This window comes from Comamonas sp. A7-5, from assembly GCF_039581385.1.
Classification (GTDB): domain Bacteria; phylum Pseudomonadota; class Gammaproteobacteria; order Burkholderiales; family Burkholderiaceae_C; genus Comamonas; species Comamonas thiooxydans.
Genome location: NZ_JBCPWO010000012.1, coordinates 93,455 through 115,798, shown reverse-complemented (window position 1 = coordinate 115,798; position 22,344 = coordinate 93,455). Strand labels below are relative to the sequence as shown.

At 63.8% G+C, this 22,344-nt stretch carries 18 protein-coding genes; 8 read left to right on the top strand and 10 right to left on the bottom strand.

The features are described from left to right. Window positions 1-153 precede the first annotated feature (153 nt). Genes AAIL67_RS18780 through AAIL67_RS18770 form a run of 3 tightly spaced genes read left to right on the top strand, consistent with a single transcriptional unit; the run spans window position 154 to window position 4,809 of the window. The gene (locus tag AAIL67_RS18780) at window positions 154-2,961 is read left to right on the top strand and encodes a molybdopterin cofactor-binding domain-containing protein (RefSeq protein ID WP_343484562.1); all 2,808 of its coding nucleotides are present in this window, start codon (window positions 154-156) and stop codon (window positions 2,959-2,961) included. After that, window positions 2,961-3,530: a (2Fe-2S)-binding protein gene (locus tag AAIL67_RS18775; protein WP_003069132.1), complete on the top strand. Its 570-nt coding sequence runs from the start codon at window positions 2,961-2,963 to the stop codon at window positions 3,528-3,530. The genes AAIL67_RS18780 and AAIL67_RS18775 overlap by 1 nt, the downstream gene beginning before the upstream one ends. Further along, window positions 3,523-4,809: a cytochrome c gene (locus AAIL67_RS18770; RefSeq protein ID WP_343484561.1), complete on the top strand. Its 1,287-nt coding sequence runs from the start codon at window positions 3,523-3,525 to the stop codon at window positions 4,807-4,809. The genes AAIL67_RS18775 and AAIL67_RS18770 overlap by 8 nt, the downstream gene beginning before the upstream one ends. A gap of 164 nt (window positions 4,810-4,973) precedes the next feature. Here the strand turns inward: AAIL67_RS18770 and AAIL67_RS18765 are convergent, their stop codons facing one another. From AAIL67_RS18765 to hemC, 4 genes are read right to left on the bottom strand one after another with little or no spacing between them, the layout of a single operon-like run. Continuing rightward, window positions 4,974-6,284 (bottom strand): heme biosynthesis HemY N-terminal domain-containing protein, encoded by a 1,311-nt coding sequence (locus AAIL67_RS18765; RefSeq protein WP_034409517.1) that lies wholly within the window; start codon window positions 6,282-6,284, stop codon window positions 4,974-4,976. Window positions 6,285-6,301: 17 nt separating this feature from the next. Next, window positions 6,302-7,417, bottom strand: coding sequence for a uroporphyrinogen-III C-methyltransferase (locus tag AAIL67_RS18760; RefSeq protein WP_034409514.1), 1,116 nt, complete (start codon window positions 7,415-7,417; stop codon window positions 6,302-6,304). Then, the gene (locus tag AAIL67_RS18755) at window positions 7,414-8,259 is read right to left on the bottom strand and encodes a uroporphyrinogen-III synthase (protein ID WP_034409511.1); all 846 of its coding nucleotides are present in this window, start codon (window positions 8,257-8,259) and stop codon (window positions 7,414-7,416) included. The genes AAIL67_RS18760 and AAIL67_RS18755 overlap by 4 nt, the downstream gene beginning before the upstream one ends. A 13-nt stretch (window positions 8,260-8,272) precedes the next feature. Next, window positions 8,273-9,217: a hydroxymethylbilane synthase gene (gene hemC, locus AAIL67_RS18750; protein ID WP_054075193.1), complete on the bottom strand. Its 945-nt coding sequence runs from the start codon at window positions 9,215-9,217 to the stop codon at window positions 8,273-8,275. A 78-nt stretch (window positions 9,218-9,295) separates the two neighbouring features. Between hemC and ppc the strand changes: the two genes are divergently transcribed. Continuing rightward, the gene (gene ppc, locus AAIL67_RS18745; RefSeq protein WP_034380173.1) at window positions 9,296-12,145 is read left to right on the top strand and encodes a phosphoenolpyruvate carboxylase; all 2,850 of its coding nucleotides are present in this window, start codon (window positions 9,296-9,298) and stop codon (window positions 12,143-12,145) included. Between the two features lie 443 nt (window positions 12,146-12,588). Here the strand turns inward: ppc and flhC are convergent, their stop codons facing one another. The 6 genes from flhC to AAIL67_RS18715 form a co-directional block, all read right to left on the bottom strand. Continuing rightward, on the bottom strand, window positions 12,589-13,140 hold the full coding sequence (gene flhC, locus AAIL67_RS18740; RefSeq protein ID WP_003052834.1) for a flagellar transcriptional regulator FlhC: 552 nt from the start codon (window positions 13,138-13,140) through the stop codon (window positions 12,589-12,591). Between the two features lie 38 nt (window positions 13,141-13,178). After that, window positions 13,179-13,505, bottom strand: a complete 327-nt coding sequence (gene flhD / locus AAIL67_RS18735; RefSeq protein WP_003069145.1) for a flagellar transcriptional regulator FlhD — start codon at window positions 13,503-13,505, stop codon at window positions 13,179-13,181. 616 nt (window positions 13,506-14,121) lie between these two features. Further along, window positions 14,122-15,033 carry a sulfurtransferase gene (locus tag AAIL67_RS18730; protein WP_034409699.1) on the bottom strand — a complete coding sequence of 304 codons (912 nt, stop codon included), beginning with the start codon at window positions 15,031-15,033 and terminating at the stop codon, window positions 14,122-14,124. 207 nt (window positions 15,034-15,240) lie between these two features. After that, the gene (locus AAIL67_RS18725; protein WP_034352862.1) at window positions 15,241-16,155 is read right to left on the bottom strand and encodes a DMT family transporter; all 915 of its coding nucleotides are present in this window, start codon (window positions 16,153-16,155) and stop codon (window positions 15,241-15,243) included. A gap of 83 nt (window positions 16,156-16,238) precedes the next feature. Next, the gene (locus tag AAIL67_RS18720) at window positions 16,239-17,378 is read right to left on the bottom strand and encodes an aromatic ring-hydroxylating dioxygenase subunit alpha (protein ID WP_034409502.1); all 1,140 of its coding nucleotides are present in this window, start codon (window positions 17,376-17,378) and stop codon (window positions 16,239-16,241) included. Window positions 17,379-17,566: 188 nt separating this feature from the next. Next, on the bottom strand, window positions 17,567-17,797 hold the full coding sequence (locus tag AAIL67_RS18715) for a hypothetical protein (RefSeq protein ID WP_224648591.1): 231 nt from the start codon (window positions 17,795-17,797) through the stop codon (window positions 17,567-17,569). A 14-nt stretch (window positions 17,798-17,811) separates the two neighbouring features. Here AAIL67_RS18715 and xseB point away from each other — a divergent pair, with 14 nt between their 5' ends. The 4 genes from xseB (at window position 17,812) to AAIL67_RS18695 (ending at window position 22,327) form a co-directional block, all read left to right on the top strand. Then, window positions 17,812-18,051 (top strand): exodeoxyribonuclease VII small subunit, encoded by a 240-nt coding sequence (gene xseB, locus AAIL67_RS18710; protein ID WP_003069159.1) that lies wholly within the window; start codon window positions 17,812-17,814, stop codon window positions 18,049-18,051. Between the two features lie 38 nt (window positions 18,052-18,089). Beyond that, window positions 18,090-19,031 (top strand): polyprenyl synthetase family protein, encoded by a 942-nt coding sequence (locus AAIL67_RS18705; RefSeq protein ID WP_034352937.1) that lies wholly within the window; start codon window positions 18,090-18,092, stop codon window positions 19,029-19,031. A 65-nt stretch (window positions 19,032-19,096) separates the two neighbouring features. Then, the gene (gene dxs / locus AAIL67_RS18700; RefSeq protein WP_034352851.1) at window positions 19,097-20,965 is read left to right on the top strand and encodes a 1-deoxy-D-xylulose-5-phosphate synthase; all 1,869 of its coding nucleotides are present in this window, start codon (window positions 19,097-19,099) and stop codon (window positions 20,963-20,965) included. Window positions 20,966-21,244: 279 nt separating this feature from the next. Next, on the top strand, window positions 21,245-22,327 hold the full coding sequence (locus tag AAIL67_RS18695) for an ABC transporter substrate-binding protein (RefSeq protein WP_343484560.1): 1,083 nt from the start codon (window positions 21,245-21,247) through the stop codon (window positions 22,325-22,327). The last annotated feature ends 17 nt before the right edge of the window (window positions 22,328-22,344 follow it).

The following is a 22,344-nucleotide window of genomic DNA, read 5'->3' as shown; positions in this document are numbered from 1 at the left end:
ATGTGGGCAGAAATGCCGACAACAACTGCAGCCGTTATCACCTGCTTTTTGACTCTCGGACGCATACAACGTTCGGGAATACATAGTCATCTAGCGATGTGCCCACGCCAGTCCTTGCTGTTGCTGTGCGCATTGCAGCAAGGAGTTGGAACCGTGTCCAAACTGGACTTGAATCGGCGCAGTTTTCTGAAGGCTGCCGCCGCCATGGGCGTGATTGCGAGTGTGCGCCCGGTCAAAGACGCACTTGCGGAATTGATAACGCCCGCCAGCGGTCAGGAGACCCACTGGATCAATGGCAACACGCTCAACTACCGCCGCGACGGCATGGCCAAGGTCACCGGGCAGAAGGTCTTTGCCATCGACCTGCGCGCCAGGGACATGCAGGGCTGGCCTGCGCAGCAGTCGCACGCGCTGACCATCCATATCCCGCGCGCCGACCGCATCTACGAAGGCCTGGATCTGTCGGTGCTGGGCAGCGACTACCAGCCTGATGTGCTGATCGACGCCGAGTCCATCGCCGCCGACGGCGTTGGAATGCCCGAGCCGGGCTTCTATGGCGAGTTCTTCGTCAAGAAGGGTCAGGTCTCTCCCATGCTGGGCCACCCCGTGGCCGTGGCCATCTGGCACGACTACGAGAAGTTCCGCGTGGCCAACCTGCGCCTGCGCTTCAATGACGCGATCTTCCGCTTCGGAGCCGAGGCGGCCCAGCCGCCGCGCGCGCCCTATGTGGCCGCGCGCTACGTACGCGTGCAAGGCGAGGACGGCTATGGCGAGGACAGGTTCTCGCCCATGAAGAACACCGTCATCTGGCCTCAACTCGATGAAAAAGGCGTGCACTGGCCTGACAGCAGCCACCCTGCCTTCGGCGCGCTGATGGGCGAGTCGGCCCGCATCCAGGCCGAGATGAAACAACCCAGGGACGGTTTGCGCGCGTTTGCACGCAAGTACTACAGCCAGTCCATCGAGCACGTGGCCATGGAAATGGAAAACGGCCTGGCCTGGTATGAGCAGGGCAGCGGTGCGCTGCACATGGTGGCCGCGAGCCAGGCGCCCTATGGCACGGCCGAGCATGTGATGCACATGCTCAAGGACAGCAAGCTGCCGCTGAACCAGCTCGACTACATCAGCTCCTACACCGTGGGCTACGGCCAGAAGGAGCACCATCCCTTCCCGTTCTACGTGGCACTGGCGTCGCTGTACGCCCAGGGCCGCCCGGTGCGGCTGGCGCTGGACCGCTGGAAGCACTTCCAGTTCGCCCTCAAGCGCCATCCCTTCGACGTGGAGACAGCGATCTCGGTGGACAAGGACGGCAAGTTCCACGCGCTGACCTGCCACATGGTGGGCGACGGCGGCGGCGTGACCAACTTCAGCCCCTCGGTGGGCACGGTGGCAGTGACGGCGGCGCAATCCATTTACTACTTCCCCGAGAGCGACCTGTCGACCGAGGTGTACCCCTCCATCGGCGTCACGGCCGGCTCCATGCGCGGCTACGGCACGGTGCAATCCATGGCCTATACAGAGATGCTGGTCGACGAGATCGCCCAGGAGATCGGCCTCGATGCCATCGAACTGCGCCGGCGCAATGTGCTCAAGAGCAGCATGAAGAACACCCAGGGCGCCTCGCCTTCGGGTCATCTGCGCATTGGCGAGATCCTCGACATGGCCGCCAAGGACCCGATGTGGACCGAGCGCGCCAAGCGCAAGGCCGACTTCGAGGCAGCCAACCCCGGCCTGCGCTACGGCATAGGCTTTGGTGCCGTGCAAAAGGACTTCGGCACGGGGGCAGAAGCCTCGATTGCGCAGCTGGAGATCACGCCCGAGGGCCGCATCAAGATGCGCCACATCGCCACCGAGATCGGCACCGGCAGCACCACGGCACAGCTGGTGGCGGTCGAGCCCTTTCTGGGGCGCCCGGCGGACGACGTGGACTTCGCGGTGAACCACTGGGACAACCTGCCGCTGCATACCAAGGACGAGCCCTATACCACGCCCCAGGCCAAGGAGGATGAGCTGGCCAGGGACCCAAGCTGGGTGCCGCGCCTAGTGTCGCCGGTATCGGCCTCGAACTCGGCCTACTACTTCCGCCACGCCACACAACAGGCGGCGCAGTTGCTGCTCAAGCTCTGCCTGTGGCCTGCAGCCCAGTCAATCTGGTCCGGCAAGGAGGGAGGGGGGCAGATGCTGCCCAGCACCGTCACCGAAGACATGCTGGAGTGGCGCGATCGCATGCTCGTGGCCGAGGGCCTGGAGCCGTTGAGCCTGGAGCGCCTGGCCGAGCGCGCGCACGAGCTCGGCATCGTGACCGGCGTGTGCGTGCACGCCTTTAACCGCTGGGCCTGGGCCAAGGCCGACTTCACGGTCGAGGGCAGGAAGTTCCAGGCCATGATCGACGCCCTGTCCGTGCAGTACGGCAAGGGAGCTGGCGAGGCCAAGAAGGCCGCGATGAAATCCGGCGGCTATGCCTTCATCGCACGCGACAAGGTCTATTACCCGCCGGTGCAGCGCACCAATGCGGGCACGGTGTACTACGCGCCCTGCGCCACCATGGTGGAGCTGTCCGTGTCCCCGGGTACGGGCAAGGTGAACCTCCTCTCGCACAAGACCTGGCTGGAATGCGGCGCGCAAATCGTGCCCGAGCTGGTCTCAGGCCAGATCCAGGGCGGTGTGGCCATGGGTATTGGACATGCGCTGTACGAAGACCTGCCGCGCCATGAGACCGGCCCCGGCAACGGCCAGTGGAGCCTGAACCGCTACCACGTGCCGCGCGCCAGCGAAGTGGCCGTGTGGAAGGCTGAGGGCGTGGTGCTGCCTCCGCTGTCGCGCACCGATCCGCCCAAGGGCATGGCCGAGGTGGTGATGATCCCGGTGGTCGCCGCCTGCGTCAACGCCATCGCCCATGCCACGGGCAAGCGCTTCCATGCGACCCCCGTGACCCCCGACAAAATCAAAGAGGCACTGTGATGCAGGACCGTATTCAATTTTCCGCCACCATCAATCGCAAACAGGTAGGCCCCGTCGACGTTCCCAAGGACCTGATGATGATCGAGTTCCTGCAGGAGTACGCGGGCATGAACGGCACGCGCCTGGGCTGCGGCCAGGGCGTGTGCCGCGCCTGCACCATCATCGTCGACGATCCGGAAAAAGGCTCGATCACCGTGCCCGCCTGTGTGACCGGCGTGACCTGGCTCAACGGCAAGACCATTCGTACCGTGGAAGGCATTGCCTCGGTGGACGACAAGGGCGTGGTCCATCCCTCGCCGGTGCAGAAGGCCTTTCTAGAGCACTACTCCTTCCAGTGCGGCTACTGCACGCCCGGTTTCGTGAACTCGGCCACCGTGCTGGTGGAAAAGCTCCAGAAGCAGCCGGTACCCGCCGATGAGGTGGAAAAAGCCATCGAGGAGCAGCTGGAGCCCCATATCTGCCGTTGCACCGGCTATGTGCGCTACTACAACGCCGTGCGCGACGTGATCCTGAAGACGCCGGGCCTGACCACGGGCAAGCGCAGCAAGGAGGTCGTGAACAATGGCTAAGACCTGGATCAAGGGCCTGGGCGCAGCCGCCGTGCTGGGTGTGCTCGTGGCCGGAGGCATGTATCTGTACGGCAGCGCAAGCGGCGACGTCCCGCCCGCCACGGTGGACTTTGCCAAGCTGGGTCCTCAGGAGTTCGATGCGCTCTACAAGCGCGGCGAGCAGGTGTTTCGCGGCGGTGACTGTGCGGCCTGCCACAGCTCGCCCGCCACGGGGGCGGAACTGGCGGGCGGCGTGCCCATGGTCACCCCCATGGGCACGCTTTACGGTACCAATATCTCGCCTTCCAAGGAGCACGGCATCGGCGGCTGGACGGCCGACGATCTGTACCGAGCAGTGGCTGCCGGCATGGCGCCCGGCCGCAAGAACCTCTATCCGGCCATGCCCTATGCCAGCTACCACCAGATCACGCGTGCCGATGTCGATGCGCTGTGGGTGTGGCTGATGAAGCAGCCGGCCGTGGAAGTCGCCAACAAGCCTAGCGAGATGAATTTCCCGTTCAGCATCCGTCCTGCCGTGGCCATGTGGAATGCGCTCAATCGACCCGCAGTCAAGGAGTTCGACATGTCGGTGGACGAACTGGTGCGCGGCAAGTATCTGGTGGATGTGCTGGGTCACTGTGCCGAATGCCACAGCCCACGCACCAAGGCCACCTTCGCCATGGATGGCTCGCGCTATCTTGAGGGCAATACCATCGAAGGTTCCTACGCTCCGGCGCTGACCCCCGATGCCCTGAGCGAGCGAGGCTGGACCAAGGACGATCTGGTCAAGTTCTTCCGCACCGGACTGTCGCCGCAAGGGGTGATGACTTTCCGCATGTCATCGGTGCTCGAACATTCCACCTCGCGCATGGCGGAGGCCGATGTGCGCGCCATGGCCGCCTATCTGACCCAGAACCGCGAGATGCCAGGGCCCAAGCTCAAGGCTGCCGAGGGGCAGACCAGCGTCAAGGGCGAGAACCTGTACCTGGGCTTGTGCGCGGGCTGCCACGGTGCGCAGGGCCAAGGTCAGCCGCATTCGTCGGTGCCCATGAGCACCAACACCACGGCCATGTTCCCCACGCCCATCAACCTGATTCGCGTGATCCGCGAAGGCGTGCACGAGCGTGACCTGGCCCATGGCGAACGCATGCAGACCATGCCCGGCTATGCCGACAAGCTCAGCAACGAGGAGATGGCCGACCTGGTCAACTACATGCGTCAGACCTGGGGCGGCCGCCCTGGCGACGTGACCGCCGCGCAGGTGGCAGAGCATGTGAAGACCATAGAGCACAGCAAGTAAGTCCAGACCTGGCTTGAGGCCACGGTCGCTCGCGGCTTGCCGCGGCGGCCGTGGCCTTTTGCTTTGCGCTCGGCGAGAGCAGGGTAGTTGGCCGCACAGCGTCCGCGCAACTCAGTGCCGCAGTAGCGGCTTGCCTGTTGCTTGTAAGCCGTGTCGGAGCGCGCCTATTCGTCCTGCGCCGGATTGTCCGGTAGCACCACCATGGCCTGGGCTGCGAGCTTCCAGGCGATGGCCGAGGCCTCCATATCGCCACGGTGCTCGGCCATTAGCGCCAGACGCTGCCAGGCGCGCGTGCGCAGCTGGGGGTCCTGCAGCAGCGGTGCGGCGCGGGTCAGCAACTGCTGGGCCTTGCCCCATAGCTCGCGCTGCACGCAGGCCATGCCGGCCAGGTATTGCAGGCGCGACTCGCGCGGGTTGGCATTGGCTGCGGCTTCCATGCGAGCCAGCCAGGCTCCATCCAGCTTGCCCAGGCTTGACTGCAACACTTCCACCAGCTTGGGCAGATGGGTTTCCGTGCGCGGTCCTGGCTGGGTCAGCAAATGCTCCCACACGGGCAGCAGCCAGGCGCGTGCCTGCTGGGCTTCGCCACCCAGCTCGATCAGGCGTTCCGTGGCAGGGATGGCCACTTCGGGCATGGCGCGCTCGTCTTCGTCCAGCGACAGCCAGAACTGCTGCAGCGACGAAGTGTCACGTGCGTCGCGAATGCTGGCCAGCAACAGGCCGCGCACCACGCTGGCCGAGGCCGCGGGAGAGAAGGCGCGGTGCTTGGCCAGCAGACGGGCGGTGTCGAGCGCCGCCTGCGTGTCGCCGGACAGGCGTGCTGCCTTGAGCTTGATGCGCAGGGCAATCGTGCGGCGGCCTGCGCCCAGCGGCAACTCGCCCAGGCGGCGAATCGATTCGGCGGCATCGCGGTCGTCCAGTGCCCAGCGGGCTGCGCGCATCTGGGCGCCTTCGCGAATTTCCATGTCCTGGGTGTTGCCGGGGATGGGCAGCACGTCCAGAGCCTGTTGCCAGTGCTTGTCGCGCAAGGCTGCATCCTGCAGGGCGTGGGAGGCATCGGCGGCGATCAGATGGGCTGTTGCGTTCAGGCGTTCGCCATAAGGCAGGCCGGCCTTTGCTTCGCGCAGCGATTGCTCGGTGGACAGGGCGGCCAGAGCCGATTTGCGGGCGCGCAAAAAGCGGCCGGCCTGCAGATGCGAGAGCGCTTCGAGCAGGCTCTGGTTCATGCCGCGCTCTTTTTGCTGCATGCGCCAGCGGCGTGCCTGATGCGGCATCTGCAGCAGCACTGCCAGGGCACGCAGCGCGGCATAAAGCAGCACAAAAGCCAGAAAGAGCAGAACCAGGGCCAGGTTCAGCGACATGTCCACCCGGTAGGGCGACCAGAACCAGGTGACCGAGCTCTGGTTATTGCCGGCAAACAGTGCCATGGCCACGGCCACGGCAAACAGACCCATCAACCACAAGGCGGCGCGCATTTCTGTGTCCTCCTCGATTAGCGGCCGGCGGCCGCTGTGGTCAGAGCGTTCAGCGTGTCTTCAAGCTCCACGCGTCCGCCCGTATGCAGATTGGCCTGAATCTGCTGCAACTGCGCCTGGGCGATCTGGGTACGCCGCGAGCGTGCGTCAAAGTATTTGTTGAGCAAGGTGCCTGCAGCGCTCAGGTCGGCGCGTGCCGATTCCCACTGGCGCGACAGCAGGGCCAGACGGGCATTGAGCAGTTGCAGCTTGAGGTTCTCGCGCAGGAAATAGCCCTGCTCGGGGGCCAGCAGGGCCACCTCGGGGTGATCGATGCGGCGCACGCGCACCAGATCGGCCGCGCCATCCTTGAAGGAGTCCCAGACCCGCTGACCCTGGCCCTGCCACCAGGCCCATTGAGTGAGGGAGAGGCTGGCGTCCTCGGGAGTGTCATGAGCGGCCACCGTCTTGCGGGGCTGAGCATTGCGCGTACGCGGGCGACCCACATCGTTGATGAGAGCCAGGTCGTCCACCTGACGGATCAGGTCCTCGATACGGCTGAGCACCCCTGTGGTGTCCGTCACGCTCATGCGCGAGAGCTTGTCCAGATCCAGATCAATGGCGCGCACGACGGGCGCCAGACGCGGCTGGGCCGTGCTTTCCACGCGCTTTCTGGCTGATTTGAGGCTCGCCACCAATGGCTGCAGGCTGCCTGAGAGTTCAGCCTGTTGCTGGGCCATGCGTATCGAGGATTCGATATCAGCCACGAGGTTTTCATCGCGCGAGCGCGACATGCTTTGCATCAGTTCTTCAAGCTGGTTGCGCTGCAGGCTGAGTTCGGCCACACGCGCTTCCATCACGGAGACACGTGCTGCGCTGTCGCGAGCCAGATCCTGAGCATCCTTGGCCAGGGTACGAGCCTCCACCGACTGCGCGCCGGACTGCGCCGACTGACGCGCCAGTTGCTCCTGCATATTGCCCACGCGCTGCCACAGCATGCCGCAGGCGACCAGGGCTGCGGCAGCCACCGCTCCCAGCGTCAGCACCAGAGCCGTGGGGACACCACGCCCGGTCTGAGCGGGCGCGGAAGGGTCCTGGCTGGGGGAGGAGGCTGAGGGTTGGTTGTCGGAGGTGGGGATGGCATCGGAGCTCATAGAGCCGATTCTATAGACGCAACCACATCGTCCAGACTTGGGCGACTGTGCAAAACCCGACCGAAACCTGCTGAAAGTGCTTTGCTGGCAATGCGTTCATGGGTGGTGAGCGCTAACCCCGAGTGCCATTGCTGCTGGGGCAGCAGCTGTTGCAGGTTGGCAACAGCTTCCGAGCTGCTGAACAGCCACAGGCTGCCGTCGCTGGCGGCTTGCCGGGCCAGATCCAGCTGTTGCGCCGTCCATGGAGGAAGCTGGCGCTCATACACGGCCAGCAGTTCCACCTCGGCTCCGGCTTCGCGCAGCCGGGCTGCCAGCCAGTCACGGCCTGCGCCTTGTGTGGACGGGATTGGCATGCCGGCATTGCCGACGACGGGGGCGGTCGCAGGGCTGGTGCCGCGCACGATCAGCACGCGGTCGCCAGGGCGAACCTGGCCGTGGACGTTCTGCCAAAGCGCTTCGGACTCGAACTGCGCTGCGTCAGGCGAAGGGCCGTCGATCTGGAGAGAGGCCAGTCCTGCTTCTAGCAGGGCCCGCTCTGTGCCCGGGCCGGGGGTCCACGCCCTGGTATCAGGCGCTAGCAACGCTTCAGCATCGAACGCTGGAGTTTGATCCTGGGCAAAAAAATACTGCACCGCATTGCCGCTGACAAACATCACGGCCCGGTAGTGACCGGGTTTCAGCGCCAACTGTCGCGCCTTCAGCAGAGCCTGGTGTGCAGCCGGGTCTGTGCAGGGCCCTATGCCTATCAGCGGCAAGGCCTCGGCCAGCAGGCCGCGGGCGCGAAACGCATCGACCCAGGGTTTTGCATCATGCAAGGGGCGGGTGACCAGAACGCGGCGCATGGGCAGGCGCGGCTCAGTCCTGCCTGGGCGCCGCAGGCACGGCACCCGCGGCTTGCAGCTGCGCGGCCAGTTGCTCGCCCAGAGCGTTGGCGCTGGCAAAGTCCGTGACGCTGGCGCTGGCCTGCACGCGCACCAGGCCCTTGCTGCCCTCCATGTCGCCCCAGGCCGCATCCATGTGCAGGGTGTCGCCTTCAAAGCGGCCGTAGGCGGCCAGCGGCATGGAGCAGCTGCCGCCCATGCAGCGGCTGACGGCGCGCTCGGCGGTCACGGTCAGCCAGGTGGGCATATGGGCCAGCGGGGCCAGGGCGTCGATGATGTCCTGGCGATCCGCGCGCACCTCAATGCCCAGCGCGCCCTGACCGGCAGCGGGCAGCATCTGGGCCGGGTCGAACCTGGCGCGGATGCGCTCGCTCATCTCCAGGCGCATCAGGCCGGCGGCGGCGAGCACGATGGCGTCGTACTGACCTTCGTCGAGCTTGCGCAGGCGGGTGTTGACATTGCCGCGCAGGGCCTCGATCCTGAGATCGGGGCGCAGCGCCTGCAGCAGGGCCTGGCGACGCAGGCTGGAGGTGCCGACCACGGCCCCCTGGGGCAGCTCGTCCAGCGATGCATAGCGGTTGGAGACAAAGGCGTCGCGCGGGTCTTCGCGCGTCATCACGCAGGCCAGCACAAAGCCCTCGGGCAGCTCCATGGGCACATCCTTCAGGGAATGCACGGCCAGATCGGCGCGCCCTTCCTCGAGAGCCACTTCGAGCTCCTTGACGAACAGGCCCTTGCCACCCACCTTGGACAGGGCTCGGTCCAGAATCTGGTCGCCCTTGGTCGTCATCCCCAGCAGATCGACGCTGTGGCCGCGGCCGCGCAAGATCGCCTGCACATGCTCGGCCTGCCACATGGCCAGCTGGCTCTCACGTGTGGCAATGACGATGGATGTGGGTGAGGATGCAGAAAATTTCATGACGGCGCGGTCTCAAGCGGGTAACGGGGAATGCTAGCATGGCAAGTTGCCCTACACCGTGCCCAAGGAGAATAGTTCATGCCTTCCGCCCGCCCCAAGAGCGCCGCACATACAGACAAACATGGCGACAAGCCGGTGCGCAAGACCGACAAGGATTTGCCGCTGATCGAGGACATACGGCTGCTGGGGCGCATTCTGGGCGATGTGATTCGCGAGCAGGAAGGCGGGCCGGCCTACGAGCTGGTCGAGCAGGTGCGCCAGCTATCGGTGGCCTTCAGGCGCGATGCCGACGAGGCGGCCGACAAGGCGCTCAAGAAGCTGCTCAAGGGACTGTCCAGCGATCAGACGGTGAGCGTGATTCGCGCCTTCACCTACTTCTCGCACCTGGCCAATCTGGCCGAAGACCGCCACCACATCCGCCGCCGCGCCGTGCACGAGCGCGCCGGCAACACGCAGGAAGGCAGCATCGAGGTGGCACTGGCGCGCCTGCGCTGGGCGGGCATCTCGACGGCCACCGTGGTCGATACGCTGGCCAAGAGTTTCATCTCGCCCGTGCTGACGGCTCACCCCACCGAGGTGCAGCGCCAGAGCATTCTGACGGCCGAGCGCCGCATCGCCCAGTTGCTGGCCGAGCGCGACGATATCCTGATGCGCGCCCAGCTCTACAACAGCGCCAAGGACGCGCTGACCCCACGCGAGCTGACGCGGGTGGAGGCGCAGCTGCGAGCCTGCGTGGCCCAGCTGTGGCAGACGCGGCTGCTGCGTCATTCCAAGCTGACGGTGGCCGACGAGATCGAGAACGCTCTGTCCTATTACGAGGCCACGTTCCTGCAGGAGATCCCCAAGATCTACGAGCAGCTGGAGCAGGAGCTGGGCGAGAAGCTGCCCGAGCAGAGCTTTTTGCGCATGGGTCAATGGATTGGCGGTGATCGCGACGGCAACCCCTTTGTGACGGCCGAGAGTCTGGAGCTGGCCCTGTCGCGCCAGGCCGATGTGGCTCTGCGCCACTATCTGCGCGAGGTGCACTATCTGGGTGGCGAGCTGTCGCTGTCGGCCAATCTGGTGGACATCACGCCCGAGATGCAGGCACTGGCCGATGCTTCGCCCGACCACAATGTGCACCGTAGCGACGAGCCTTATCGCCGGGCGCTGACGGGCATTTATGCGCGGCTGGCCGCGACGCTCAGGCAGCTGACGGGCGGCGAGGCGGCACGCCATGCCGTGGCGCCCCAGAATGCCTATGCGTCGGCCGACGCCTTTCTGGCCGATCTGCAGATCATCGACGACTCGCTGTCGCGCTATCACGGCGATGCCCTGGCGCCGCAGCGCCTGCGCCCGCTGATGCGCGCCGTGCGGGTCTTTGGCTTCTATCTGTCCACGGTGGACCTGCGCCAAAGTTCGGACAAGCATGAGGAAGTGGTGCGCGAGCTGCTCTCGGTCGCCAAGGTCGAGCTCGATTACAGCCTGCTCGAAGAAGACGCCAAATGCGCGCTGCTGGTGCGCCTGCTCGAAGACGCACGACCCTTGCGCGTGATGGGTGCCGACTACGGTGACCACACGCGCAGCGAGCTGGCCATCTTCGAGACCGCCAAGCGCCTGCGCGAGCGCCTGGGCAGCGAGGCGATTCGCCATTGCATCATCAGCCACACCGAGACCGTCAGCGATCTGCTCGAGGTGCTGCTGCTGCAAAAGGAAGTGGGCCTGCTGCGCGGCACGCTGCAGGACGGCGCGCAATGTGATCTCATCGTGGTGCCGCTGTTCGAGACCATCGAGGACCTGCGCAATGCCGCGCCCATCATGCGCCGCTACTACCAGTTGCCCGGCATTGCCGAGCTGGTCCGAAAAAGCGGTGGCGAGCAGGACATCATGCTGGGCTACAGCGACAGCAACAAGGACGGCGGCATCTTCACCAGCAACTGGGAGCTGTACCGGGCCGAGATTGCGCTGGTCGATCTGTTTGATGATCTGGCCGATCACTACGGCATCCGGCTGCGCATGTTCCACGGCCGCGGCGGCACCGTGGGGCGTGGCGGCGGCCCCAGCTACCAGGCCATTCTGGCGCAGCCGCCAGGCACGGTGCGCGGTCAGATCCGCTTGACCGAGCAGGGCGAGGTCATCGCTTCCAAATACGCCAACCCCGAGATCGGACGCCGCAACCTGGAGACCCTGGTGGCCGCCACGCTGGAGGCCACGCTGCTGCAGCCGACCAAGCCGGCGACCAAGGCCTTCCTGGAAGCCGCTGCATTTCTGTCCGAAACCAGCATGGCGGCTTATCGCGCGCTGGTCTACGAGACTCCGGGCTTTACCAATTACTTCTTCAGCAGCACGCCGATTCGCGAGATCGCCGAACTCAATATCGGCTCGCGCCCCGCATCGCGCAAGGCGACTCAGGCCATCGAGGACCTGCGCGCCATTCCCTGGGGCTTCAGCTGGGGCCAGTGCCGGCTGACGCTGCCAGGCTGGTACGGTTTCGGCTCGGCGATCCAGGCCTTCATCCACCGTCCGGGCAAGGATGCCAAGGCGCAACTGGCGCTGCTGCAGAAGATGTACCGCCAGTGGCCGTTCTTCCGCACCTTGCTCTCGAACATGGACATGGTGCTGGCCAAGAGCGACCTGAACCTGGCCTCGCGCTACAGCGAGCTGGTGACCGACACGCGCTTGCGCCGCCGCATCTTCGGCGCGATCGAAGCCGAGTGGCAGAGCACGGTGGAAGCGCTCAACCAGATCACGGGCGACAAGCAGCGCCTGGAGCACAACTCCGCACTGGCGCGCTCCATCCGCCACCGCTTCCCCTATATCGATCCGCTGAACCACCTGCAGGTAGAGCTGGTGCGCCGCTGGCGTGCGGGACAGACTGACGACAGGGTCAAGAACGGCATCCACCTGTCCATCAACGGCATTGCCGCCGGAGTGCGCAACACGGGTTGAGGTCGCTGATGGCAGCTCCTGAATTGGGAGCTTATGTCGCCAATGAATAAAGGGTTTGAAGCAGATAAATGCTTCAAACCCTTTGTTGTTTGGCGCTGTCAGCTATGGAAGTTGAAGAGTCCTCGAACAAGCGCGCTTGCATGGCGAGCCATCCAGCAAGCGCTGTCGCAGTTTCTCGGCCATCACGGCCGGACACGCTGAAGCCGCCGCAGCAGATCACGGAAGATAGGCTGCATCTTTAGGAGCTGCATGCGCCAACGCATAAAGGGTTTGGGGCCAATAAATGCTTCAAACCCTTTGTTGTATGGCGCTACCAGCTATGAAAGTTGAGCTTTAAAACTGGCGTGCTCCAGGCCAGAGGCAGCGAGCAAGCGCCGCCGCGCAGCGAGGCTGCCGTCCCCATCCCGAAGAGAGAGGGGGAAGCGGCGCAGCCGCTCAGGGGGTTAGTGAAGCATTAAGGACCCGGCGGCCTTGCTCTTGCCGGCGCGCGCGGGAGGGTTGCACAGGCCGCACTGGTAGTGGCGCGCATTCTCGTAGGGCTCGGTCACGAACTGGCCCTTGCAGACCGAGCATTGCGTGCGCGTCAGCATCTGCGCATCGACAAACTTCACGAGGCGCCAGGCGCGGGTAAAGGACAGCAGCACCTCGAGTTCGGCCGCCTGGATCTGCTCGGTATAGAGGCGGTAGGCCTTGGTCAGTTGCTCGGCCGAGTCCAGCTCCACGCCCTTGGACAGGTATTCGTAGATGTTGAGGAACAGCGAGCTGTGGATATTTTCCTGCCAGGTCAGAAACCAGTCCGTGGAAAACGGCAACTGGCCCTTGGACGGAGACTTGCCCGAGATTTCCTTGTACAGCCGGATCAGGCGTTCATAAGACAGCGTGGTCTCGGACTCCAGCACCTGCATGCGGGCGCCCATCTCGATGAGCATGGCGGCGCGCTCGATTTGCTTGGATTCGTTCAGAACGCTTTTGGTGGCAGTCTTGGCGGCGGGCATCAATCTCTCCTTAAAACCAGGTAGTCGCTAGCGGGTGCTCAGAGCACTTCGGAGACACGGCTGGCCATCAGGATGTTGGCGTGCAGCGTATTGGTGGCGGCATTGCCGATCTTGTTGCTGCTGTGGTTGGTCAGCAGGCTCCAGACCATTTCGTCGTCGGCGCGGAAGCTGGCCAGCAAGGTGTTGCGCGATGCCAGCTTGAGCACCTGGGCCGAAGACAGCGAGCCCAGCAGGTCGCAGGACTCTTCGTTCAGACCCAGACGGAACACGGCCTCGGCCTTGTCCTGGCGGATCAGGGTCTGGGCCAGCATCAGATAGGTGAGGTTGGCTTCGCGGATCTCGGCAAGCAGTTGTTCGTTGTTCATGGGTCCAGTCCTTTCAATCTCGACAGACCGTCACGGCGCACACAAACAAGACGTTAAAAGTGTTTCGATCTGTTGAAATGAATTGTGTTTCAAGCCCTGATCGAACTGAAGTCGGGGAGCGTCGGTATCGCCGGTCTGGTTTCACAGGCAGGCATGTAGGATTTCCCTTACTGCCTTGCCGTCCTTCGGGATGACTCGGAGTGCCGGGTGGGGGCTGACATTGCGTCAGGCCGGATTCCACTGGTGCATGTATTGTGAATCTGTCCGGAAGATGACAAACGAGCAAATAGGCGGCTTTTTATTCGGTATCTGATCGCCTATGAAAAAAAGGCCGCTGGGATTTCCTGTGATAGCGGCCCGGATCCGGGTTGCCAAGCTGCATCGACATGCGAGTGCGGACATGGGCCTCGGCCATTTCGCCAAGGCCCGGAGCGCCGAGAAGCAATGGGCCTGGTCTGGTCTGGCTTGGCGCTGAGCAAGCGCGCCGCACCGCGCTTGCGCCTGTCTACGGTGATCACGGTGCGCTCTGTCCGTGGCCCAGGGAGTGAACCCAGCAAACGCGGGGGAGCGTGCCTGTTCACAGCCGGTGCCTGACGCGACACCGGCATATGGCAGCTCAGCCTCGCTCGGCCGGGCGGGAGGGCTGGCTGCACCACTCGCTCCAGCTGCCGGCAAACAAGGCTGTGGGCGCAAAGCCGGCAATGCGCATGGCCAGCACATTGGGCGTGGCACTGACACCGCTGCCGCACTGGTGCACCACGCTGGCGGGATCGCGTCCGGCCAGCAACTGATCAAACTCGGCTTTGAGCAGCGCTGCGGGCTTGAAGCGTCCATCGGCCGCGATATTGCTGCCGAACGGGCGGTTCAGCGCGCCCGGAATATGGCCTGCCACGGGGTCCAGGGGCTCGACCTCGCCGCGGTAGCGGGCCGGGGCCCGGGCATCAATGAGGGTCTGGGTGGCCTGGCCCAGGTCGGCCTCGACCTGGCCTACGGTCTTGAGTGTCTCCAGCGGCTGGCCCAGTTCAAAGTTGGACTGGAAATGGCGGGGCTCTTCCCCGCTGCCCACCGCCTGGCCGGCCGCCTGCCAGGCTTGCAGTCCACCATCGAGGACCGCCACGGCATCGTGGCCGGCCCAGCGCAGCATCCACCACAGGCGACCGCAGTAATTGGCGGCGTTGCGGTCATAGACCACGGCCTGCATATTGTTGGCAAAGCCTATGGACGACAGCCAGGCGGAAAAGCGCTCGCGCGTGGGCAGGGGGTGGCGGCCGCCGGAGGCCGATTGCACGCTGGTGGCGACCTGGCCGTCTTCGCCGGGTGCTCCGTGCGGTGCGCTGAGGTCTTTGTCCAGATCGGCGAACAGGGCGCCATCGATATGGACCTGCAGATATTGCTCGCGGCCGGCAGGCGGATTCATGAGGTCAAAGCTGCAGTCAAACACCATCAAGGGCTTGCCGCTGGCCTTGAGCCGGGCCAGTTCTTCGACGGAAATCAGGGTGTTGTAGTGCTCGGGCGCCGAGTGGTTCATGGCTTGCTGCTCCAAAGATTGAACGGCTGCAGACGGCATGGCGTGCAGTCTTGCGGCATGCAGACCATTATGCGATCGGGTCGCAGCGCCTGAGCCCTGCAGGCTTCATTGTTTGGATATGGCAAGCCGCGCAGATCCGGCGTGGACTGCGCGGCAGGCTGGGGCTGCTGACGTGCATGGCGAAGGCGCCAAGCACCGCTGCCATGGCTAGCCCCTGGAGCGCAAGGCGGTTGCTGCGGCTCCGCTGGCGACGATGAGCACAATGCCCAGCCAGCCGATCAGAGGGATGCTTTCGCCGAACAGCACCAGGCTGAGCAGGGCGGCAAACACAATGCCCGAGTACTGCAGATTGGCGACGACCAGGGTGTTGCTCTTGCTGCCGGCCGAGGCATAGGCTTTGGTCATGCAGACCTGGGCCACGGCGGCCAGCACGCCCACGGGCAGCAGCCACAGAGCGCTCCAGCCGGGGAAGGGCGAGATGCCGGTGAACAGCATGGTGATGCCGCCGGCAATGGCCGATCCCACCGAGAAATAGAACACCACGCGGGTTTCAGGTTCGCCCAGGCGCGACAGGGTGGTCACCTGCATATAGGCCATGGCCGCAAACATGCCGCCAAACAGGCCGCCGAGTGCGGCCACCCATTCGCTGGCCGGGGCGCTGGTCGGGCGCAGCACCAGCAGCACGCCGACAAAGCCCGCCACCACCGTGGACACCAGGCCCCAGGGAAAGGGCGGAATGGCGCGGCGGGTTTCGGGCTCGGCCGCATAGGATTTGCGCAGCGTGTGGCGCATCCACAGGCCCTGGGCGATGAGAAACACCGCCATCCAGATGCTGCTCATGGAGTTGAGCGTGGTGGCCGTGGCCAGCGGCAGATGGCCGATGGCGTAGAACCAGGCACCCATGGAGATCACGCCGACAAAGCTGCGCCAGGCATGCTCGCGCGAGTACTGGGTGGTCAGCGTCACGCCGCTGCGCCTGGCCAGCCAGACCAGCAGCGCCATGCTGACCAGGCCGCGGTAGAACACGATCTCCGCCGCATTGAAGTCCTGGGAGGCAAACTTCACACACACACTCATGACCGCAAAAATCAACGCGGCCAACACCATCCACAGGGCTTGCATATCTCACTCAATTCAGCATAAAAAATAGCTGCTGTGCTTATGGGGTAAGCGATAGCAGCTATCAGTCTTGAGGCTTACCTCATTCAGCGTTGGGGGACGCTGTCGCCCATGATGCGGCGATACCACTCATGGAAATGTTGCATGCCGTCTTCCATGGGGCTCTGATAGGGGCCGACCTCGTTGTCGCCGCGTTCATAAAGCGCCCTGCGGCCGCCGTCCATGCGCTCGGCGATCTCGTCGTCCTCGATGCAGGTTTCCATGTAGGCGGCCTTCTGGGCCTGCACGAACTCGGGCTCGAAGGCGGCGATTTCCTCAGGGTAGAAGAACTCCACCACATTCAGCGTCCGGTCCACGGCCAGCGGGTGCAGGGTCGAGACGGTCAGCACATGCGGATACCACTCCACCATGATGTGGGGGTAGTAGGTCAGCCAGATGGCGCCGCGATCGGGCAGCTCGCCGTTGCGGTAGGCCAGCAGCACCTCGTGCCACTTCTTGTAGATGTCCGAGCCCGGGTTGCCGAAGCCGGGGGCCACGCCCACGGTCTGCACCGAGTACTCGCTGGCGAATTCCCACTTCAGATCGTCGCAGGTGACGAAGTTGCCCAGACCGGGGTGGAAGGGGCCGACGTGATAGTCCTCCAGATAGACCTCGATAAAGGTCTTCCAGTTGTAGTTGCACTCGTGCATCTCGACATGGTCGAGCACGAAGCCGTCGAACTGAAGCTGCTCGCGCAGCTTCATGCCGGCCAGATCGGCCTCTATGTCGCGGCCGTTGTCCTCGAACAGCAGTCCGTTCCACTCGCGCAGACGGTAGTTGTTGAGGTTCAGGCAGGGGTCGTGGCTGAAATGCGGGGCGCCCAGCAGCTCACCGCTGGTGCTGTAGGTCCAGCGGTGCAGCGGGCAGACGATATTGCCTCCGGCATGGCCCTTGCCTTCGGACAGCAGATTGCCGCGCCCCTTGAGCATCACCGCCTGGCGGTGGCGGCAGACGTTGGAGATCAGCTCGATTTCACCTTTGGCATTGCGTACCAGCGCCCGCCCCTCTTTTTCCTGAGGCAGGGCGTAGTAGTCGCCTATCTCGGGAACGGCCAGCTGGTGACCCACGTAGCGCGGGCCGCGCTTGAAAATCGTTTCCAACTCACGCTGGAACAGCGCCTCGTCGAAATAACTTGAAACTGGTAGTTGGCTTGCGGCCTGCTGCAGTTGAAGACTTAAATCAGTCATGGATGACCTGACCTAAAGACTCCCCACAGGGAGGGTGCACGTGCGCACACGGTAAAAAACGAAACCGGCCTTGTCTGGACACGGGCCTCAGGCAATGGACGGTGGCGCATGGCCAGCCGACTCGTTTGCCCGACCGGATGACCAGGCACGTGGCCGGCTTGACGGGAATGGGATTATAGGCTGTGGGGTTATTTCCGTTTTTCTGGTACGTGTATTGACGTTATTTCGACGTTGTAGCGAAGGATCCTGTCAGCAAGCTGCCAGCCGTCCGCAAACCGTGGCAGGTCGTCAAAAAGGCTGGTGCGGACGGCATCGACCTGACCGGAAGTCACAGCCAAGACATCTCCCGCCTGCCGGCTTTGCGGGCATTGCACGCCAATGGTGCAGGGGCGCCTAAAATCGTCGTTTTCGTCCAACATAGCCCACACCATCCATGCCCAAGGCCGCTGCCGCCAAAAAATCCGAACAGCCTGTCAGCTATGAAGCTGCTTTGCAGGAGCTGGAACAACTGATTGCGCAGATCGAATCGGGTCAGCTTCCGCTGGAGCAGATGCTCAGCGGCTACCAGCGTGCGGCCGAGCTGCTGGGTTTTTGCCGCAGCCAGCTCGAAGCCGTGCAGGAGCAGGTCAAGGTACTGGACGAAGGCAAGCTGTCCGCCTGGACCCAGGACTGATCCCGGCGTCCGCGCTTTTTGCCTTGAAGATGCAGCCCATGAATGAATCAATGATTGCCGAACCATCGACGCCTTTGAACGAGGGCAAGCCTGCCCTGGATTTTTCCGTCTGGATGCAGGAGCGACTGGCGCGCACCGAAGATGCGCTGTCGCGCTGGGTGGGCATCAATGCACCTGCGGGCCTGGGCGAGGCCATGCGCTACGCCGTGCTCGATGGCGGCAAGCGCTTGCGACCGCTGCTGGTCTGGGCGGCCGCCGAGGCGGTGGGCGGTCTGGCTGCGGCCACGCTGCGCGCAGGTTGTGCCGTAGAACTGATTCACGCTTATTCCCTGGTGCACGACGACATGCCCTGCATGGACAATGACACCATGCGCCGTGGCAAGCCCACCGTGCATGTGCAGTTTGGCGAAGCCTCGGCCCTGCTGGCCGGCGATGCCCTGCAGGCCCTGGCGTTCGAGTTGTTGCTGCCTGACGACGACGGCATTCCCTGCTCCATGCAGGCCAAGCTGTGCCGCCTGCTTGGCGCAGCGGCGGGCAGCCAGGGCATGGCCGGCGGCCAGGCCATTGACCTGGCCAGCGTGGGCAAGCAACTGAGCGAGGCGCAGTTGCGCGAGATGCACCGTCTCAAGACCGGTGCGCTGCTGTTGGGCAGCGTGCTCATGGGGGCCGCCTGCAATGCACAGACCGATGCCCGGGCACTGGCCGCGCTGACCGACTATGGCCAGGCACTGGGCGTGGCCTTCCAGGTGGTGGACGACATTCTGGATGTGGTGGCCGACTCCGCAACGCTGGGCAAGACGGCCGGCAAGGATGCGGCCAATGACAAGCCCACTTTTGTGTCGCTGCTGGGGCTGGAGGCGGCAAGAGCCCATGCCGAGCAGTTGCGCCAGCAGGCTCACGCCGCCTTGACGCGCAGCGGTCTGGCCGACACCCAGGCCCTGGCCGCACTGGCCGATATGGTTGTGCAGCGCACCCACTGAAATTTAATAGAGAAGCCCTGTAATCCAGTATTGGTAAACACTAGCAGCTATTAAAAATATAGAACATGTCCACGAATACTTCTTCCCTGCTGCACAGCATCAACGATCCCGCAGATATGCGCGGCCTCTCGCGCTCCCAGCTCAAAAGCCTGGCCGCAGAGCTGCGCACCTATGTGATCGACAGCGTTTCCAGGACTGGCGGGCACCTCAGTTCCAATCTGGGGACGGTGGAGTTGACCGTGGCGCTGCACTCGGTGTTCAACACGCCCTATGACCGCATCGTCTGGGATGTGGGTCATCAGACTTATCCGCACAAGATATTGACTGGCCGCCGTGATCGCATGGGCACGCTGCGCCAGTTCGGCGGCCTGTCCGGCTTTCCCCAGCGGGCCGAGAGCGAATACGACACCTTTGGCACGGCGCACTCGTCGACCAGCATCTCTGCTGCGCTGGGCATGGCTTTGGCCGCCAAGCAAAAAGGTGAAGACCGGCGGGCCATTGCCGTGATCGGTGACGGCGCGATGACGGCCGGCATGGCTTTCGAGGCGCTGAACAACGGCGGCGTGCATGACGCCAACCTGCTGGTCATCCTCAATGACAACGACATGAGCATCAGCCCGCCCGTGGGCGCGCTCAATCGCTATCTGGCCCAGCTGATGAGCGGCCAGTTCTACGCCAAGGCCCGTGATGTGGGCAAGAGCGTCCTGAAGCAGGTGCCGCCCCTGTTGGAGCTGGCCAAGCGTCTGGAACAGCAGGCCAAGGGCATGGTCGTGCCTGCCACCATGTTCGAGCAATTCGGCTTCAACTACATCGGTCCCATTGATGGCCATGATCTCGATTCGCTGATTCCCACGCTGGAGAATATCAAGGGTCTCAAGGGGCCTCAGTTTCTGCATGTGGTTACCAAGAAAGGCCAGGGCTACAAGCTGGCCGAGGCCGACCCCGTGGCCTATCACGGCCCCGGGAAATTCGACCCGGCGGTCGGTCTGGTCAAGCCAGCCACGCCTGCCAAGCAGACCTTCACCCAGGTGTTTGGTCACTGGCTCTGCGATATGGCGGCCAAGGACCAGCGTCTGGTCGGCATCACACCCGCCATGCGCGAGGGTTCGGGCATGGTGGAGTTCCACAAGCGCTTTCCCGGCCGCTATTACGACGTGGGCATCGCCGAGCAGCATGCAGTCACTTTCGCCGGCGGTATGGCCTGCGAAGGCGTCAAGCCCGTGGTGGCCATCTATTCCACTTTCTTGCAGCGTGCCTATGACCAGCTGATCCACGACGTTGCGCTGCAGAACCTGCCTGTGGTGTTTGCGCTGGACCGCGCCGGTCTGGTGGGCGCCGACGGTGCCACACACGCTGGCGCTTACGACATCGCCTTTGTGCGCTGCATTCCCAATATGAGCATGGCCTGCCCGGCGGACGAACGTGAAACGCGCCAGTTGCTGACCACGGCCTATGAGCAGGATCACCCTGTCTGCGTGCGCTACCCGCGCGGCGCCGGGGTGGGCGTGACTCCGCTTGACAGCCTGGAAGGCCTGCCCTTTGGCAAGGGCGAGATGCGCCGTGAGTCGGCCTCCAAAAAGGTGGCGATTCTGGCCTTCGGCAGCTTGCTGTACCCGGCCTTGCAGGCTGCCGAAGCCTTGGATGCCAGCGTGGCCAATATGCGCTGGGCCAAGCCTCTCGATGAAGAGCTGTTGCTCCAGATCGCTGCAGATCATGAGCTCATCGTCACGCTGGAAGAAGGCTGTGTCATGGGCGGCGCTGGCAGTGCCGTCATGGAGAGCCTTGCCGCCCATGGCCTGAGCAAGAGCGTGCTGCAGCTGGGGCTGCCCGACGAGTTCATCGAGCATGGCGACCCCGCCAAGCTGCTTGCGCTGCAGGGGCTGGATGCGGCAGGCATCGAGGCCTCCATCCGAAAGCGTCTGGCTGCGGGCTGAGGCGACAGGGACATCGTTTACGCAAAACGGGTTCAGGCAGATGCACGCTCCAGATGGGGCAGGCCGTTGCTGCATCCTTGTTTGCGTAAGTCCTGATGGACTGAAACCAGGCCCTTCATCGAAGGGCCTTTTTCTTTGCTTGTCGTCAAGAAAACTGACGGCAACCGCGAATCGCCACACGGCCGGCGTCTGCGTTTCTAGAATGCCTGTGGCTGCCGGCCTGTGATCAGGCTGTTGCAGCCGGCTTTGCAATGGACAACTACTAGCGGAGAAATATTCATGGATCGTCGCTCACTCGTCAAACATGTGGGCATGGCTGGTGTGCTGGCAGCGGGCGTGGCTCCTGCGGTGCGCAGTCAGGAAGTGCTGCGCTGGCGCTTGGTGACGAGTTTTCCCAAAGTCCTTGACGCCATTTCTGGCGGAGCAGAAAAATTTGCCCAATCTCTGCGCTTCATGTCCGGTGGGCAGATCGAGGTCAGCGTGCACTCTGCAGGTGAGCTGATGCCTGCCTTTGGCGTGATGGAGGGGGTGCAGAACGGCTCGGTCGAAATGGCTTTGACCGCTCCCTACTATTTCACCGACAAGGACTATTGCTTTGCACTGGGCTGCGCCGTGCCCTTTGGTCTGACGGCGCGGCAGATGGATGCCTGGATGGAGTGGGGCGGCGGGCGCAAGCTCATGGATGATTTCTACGCCCAGTACAACATCAAGAGTCTGAGTGCCGGCAACACCGGCACGCAGATGGGGGGCTGGTACCGCAAGGAAATCAGGACCGTGCAGGATCTGCATGGTCTGCGCATGCGCGCTGGCGGCGGCTTGCTGGGTGATGCGCTGCAAAAGCTGGGCGTGCAGGCCGTCAACATGCCCATTGCCGATGCGCAGCAGGCGCTGGAAAAGAACCGCCTCGATGCGGTGGAGTTCGTCGGCCCTTATGACGACCAGAAGCTGGGCTTCGGCAAGATCGCGCCTTACTACTACTATCCGGGCTGGTGGGAGGGCGGTGCAGAGCTGGCCTATTTCATCAATGCCAAGGCCTTTGTGGCCCTGACGCCCGAACTGCGCGCCATGGTGGAGGCCGCAGCGGCGCTGGCCGCCAAGGATCTGACTGCCAAGTACCTGGCGTACAACCCCGCAGCGCTCAAGAAGCTGCTCAGCGAACGCGTGCAACTGCGAGCCTTTCCGCGCGAGCTCATGGATGCGGGGTTCAAGGCCGTGATGGCCACCATGGCCGAGCATGAGGGCAGGTCGGCGCAGTTCAAGAAAATTCACAGAAGCATGCGCGGATTTCAGCACGACCAGTTGCTCTGGGATCGTTTCTCCGAGTTCCGCTATGCCAGCTATATGAGTGCGGTACGTCTGTAGTGATTGATTATTTTCAA

What these genes read in the sequence shown, in the direction of transcription:
- AAIL67_RS18775 (WP_003069132.1), top strand. Translation starts at nt 2,961, where the DNA reads ATGCAGGACCGTATTCAATTTTCCGCCACCATCAATCGCAAACAGGTA.
- AAIL67_RS18770 (WP_343484561.1), top strand. Translation starts at nt 3,523, where the DNA reads ATGGCTAAGACCTGGATCAAGGGCCTGGGCGCAGCCGCCGTGCTGGGT.
- AAIL67_RS18765 (WP_034409517.1), bottom strand. Translation starts at nt 6,284, where the DNA reads ATGCGCGCCGCCTTGTGGTTGATGGGTCTGTTTGCCGTGGCCGTGGCC.
- AAIL67_RS18760 (WP_034409514.1), bottom strand. Translation starts at nt 7,417, where the DNA reads ATGAGCTCCGATGCCATCCCCACCTCCGACAACCAACCCTCAGCCTCC.
- AAIL67_RS18755 (WP_034409511.1), bottom strand. Translation starts at nt 8,259, where the DNA reads ATGCGCCGCGTTCTGGTCACCCGCCCCTTGCATGATGCAAAACCCTGG.
- hemC (WP_054075193.1), bottom strand. Translation starts at nt 9,217, where the DNA reads ATGAAATTTTCTGCATCCTCACCCACATCCATCGTCATTGCCACACGT.
- ppc (WP_034380173.1), top strand. Translation starts at nt 9,296, where the DNA reads ATGCCTTCCGCCCGCCCCAAGAGCGCCGCACATACAGACAAACATGGC.
- flhC (WP_003052834.1), bottom strand. Translation starts at nt 13,140, where the DNA reads ATGCCCGCCGCCAAGACTGCCACCAAAAGCGTTCTGAACGAATCCAAG.
- flhD (WP_003069145.1), bottom strand. Translation starts at nt 13,505, where the DNA reads ATGAACAACGAACAACTGCTTGCCGAGATCCGCGAAGCCAACCTCACC.
- AAIL67_RS18730 (WP_034409699.1), bottom strand. Translation starts at nt 15,033, where the DNA reads ATGAACCACTCGGCGCCCGAGCACTACAACACCCTGATTTCCGTCGAA.
- AAIL67_RS18725 (WP_034352862.1), bottom strand. Translation starts at nt 16,155, where the DNA reads ATGCAAGCCCTGTGGATGGTGTTGGCCGCGTTGATTTTTGCGGTCATG.
- AAIL67_RS18720 (WP_034409502.1), bottom strand. Translation starts at nt 17,378, where the DNA reads ATGACTGATTTAAGTCTTCAACTGCAGCAGGCCGCAAGCCAACTACCA.
- AAIL67_RS18715 (WP_224648591.1), bottom strand. Translation starts at nt 17,797, where the DNA reads ATGTTGGACGAAAACGACGATTTTAGGCGCCCCTGCACCATTGGCGTG.
- xseB (WP_003069159.1), top strand. Translation starts at nt 17,812, where the DNA reads ATGCCCAAGGCCGCTGCCGCCAAAAAATCCGAACAGCCTGTCAGCTAT.
- AAIL67_RS18705 (WP_034352937.1), top strand. Translation starts at nt 18,090, where the DNA reads ATGAATGAATCAATGATTGCCGAACCATCGACGCCTTTGAACGAGGGC.
- dxs (WP_034352851.1), top strand. Translation starts at nt 19,097, where the DNA reads ATGTCCACGAATACTTCTTCCCTGCTGCACAGCATCAACGATCCCGCA.
- AAIL67_RS18695 (WP_343484560.1), top strand. Translation starts at nt 21,245, where the DNA reads ATGGATCGTCGCTCACTCGTCAAACATGTGGGCATGGCTGGTGTGCTG.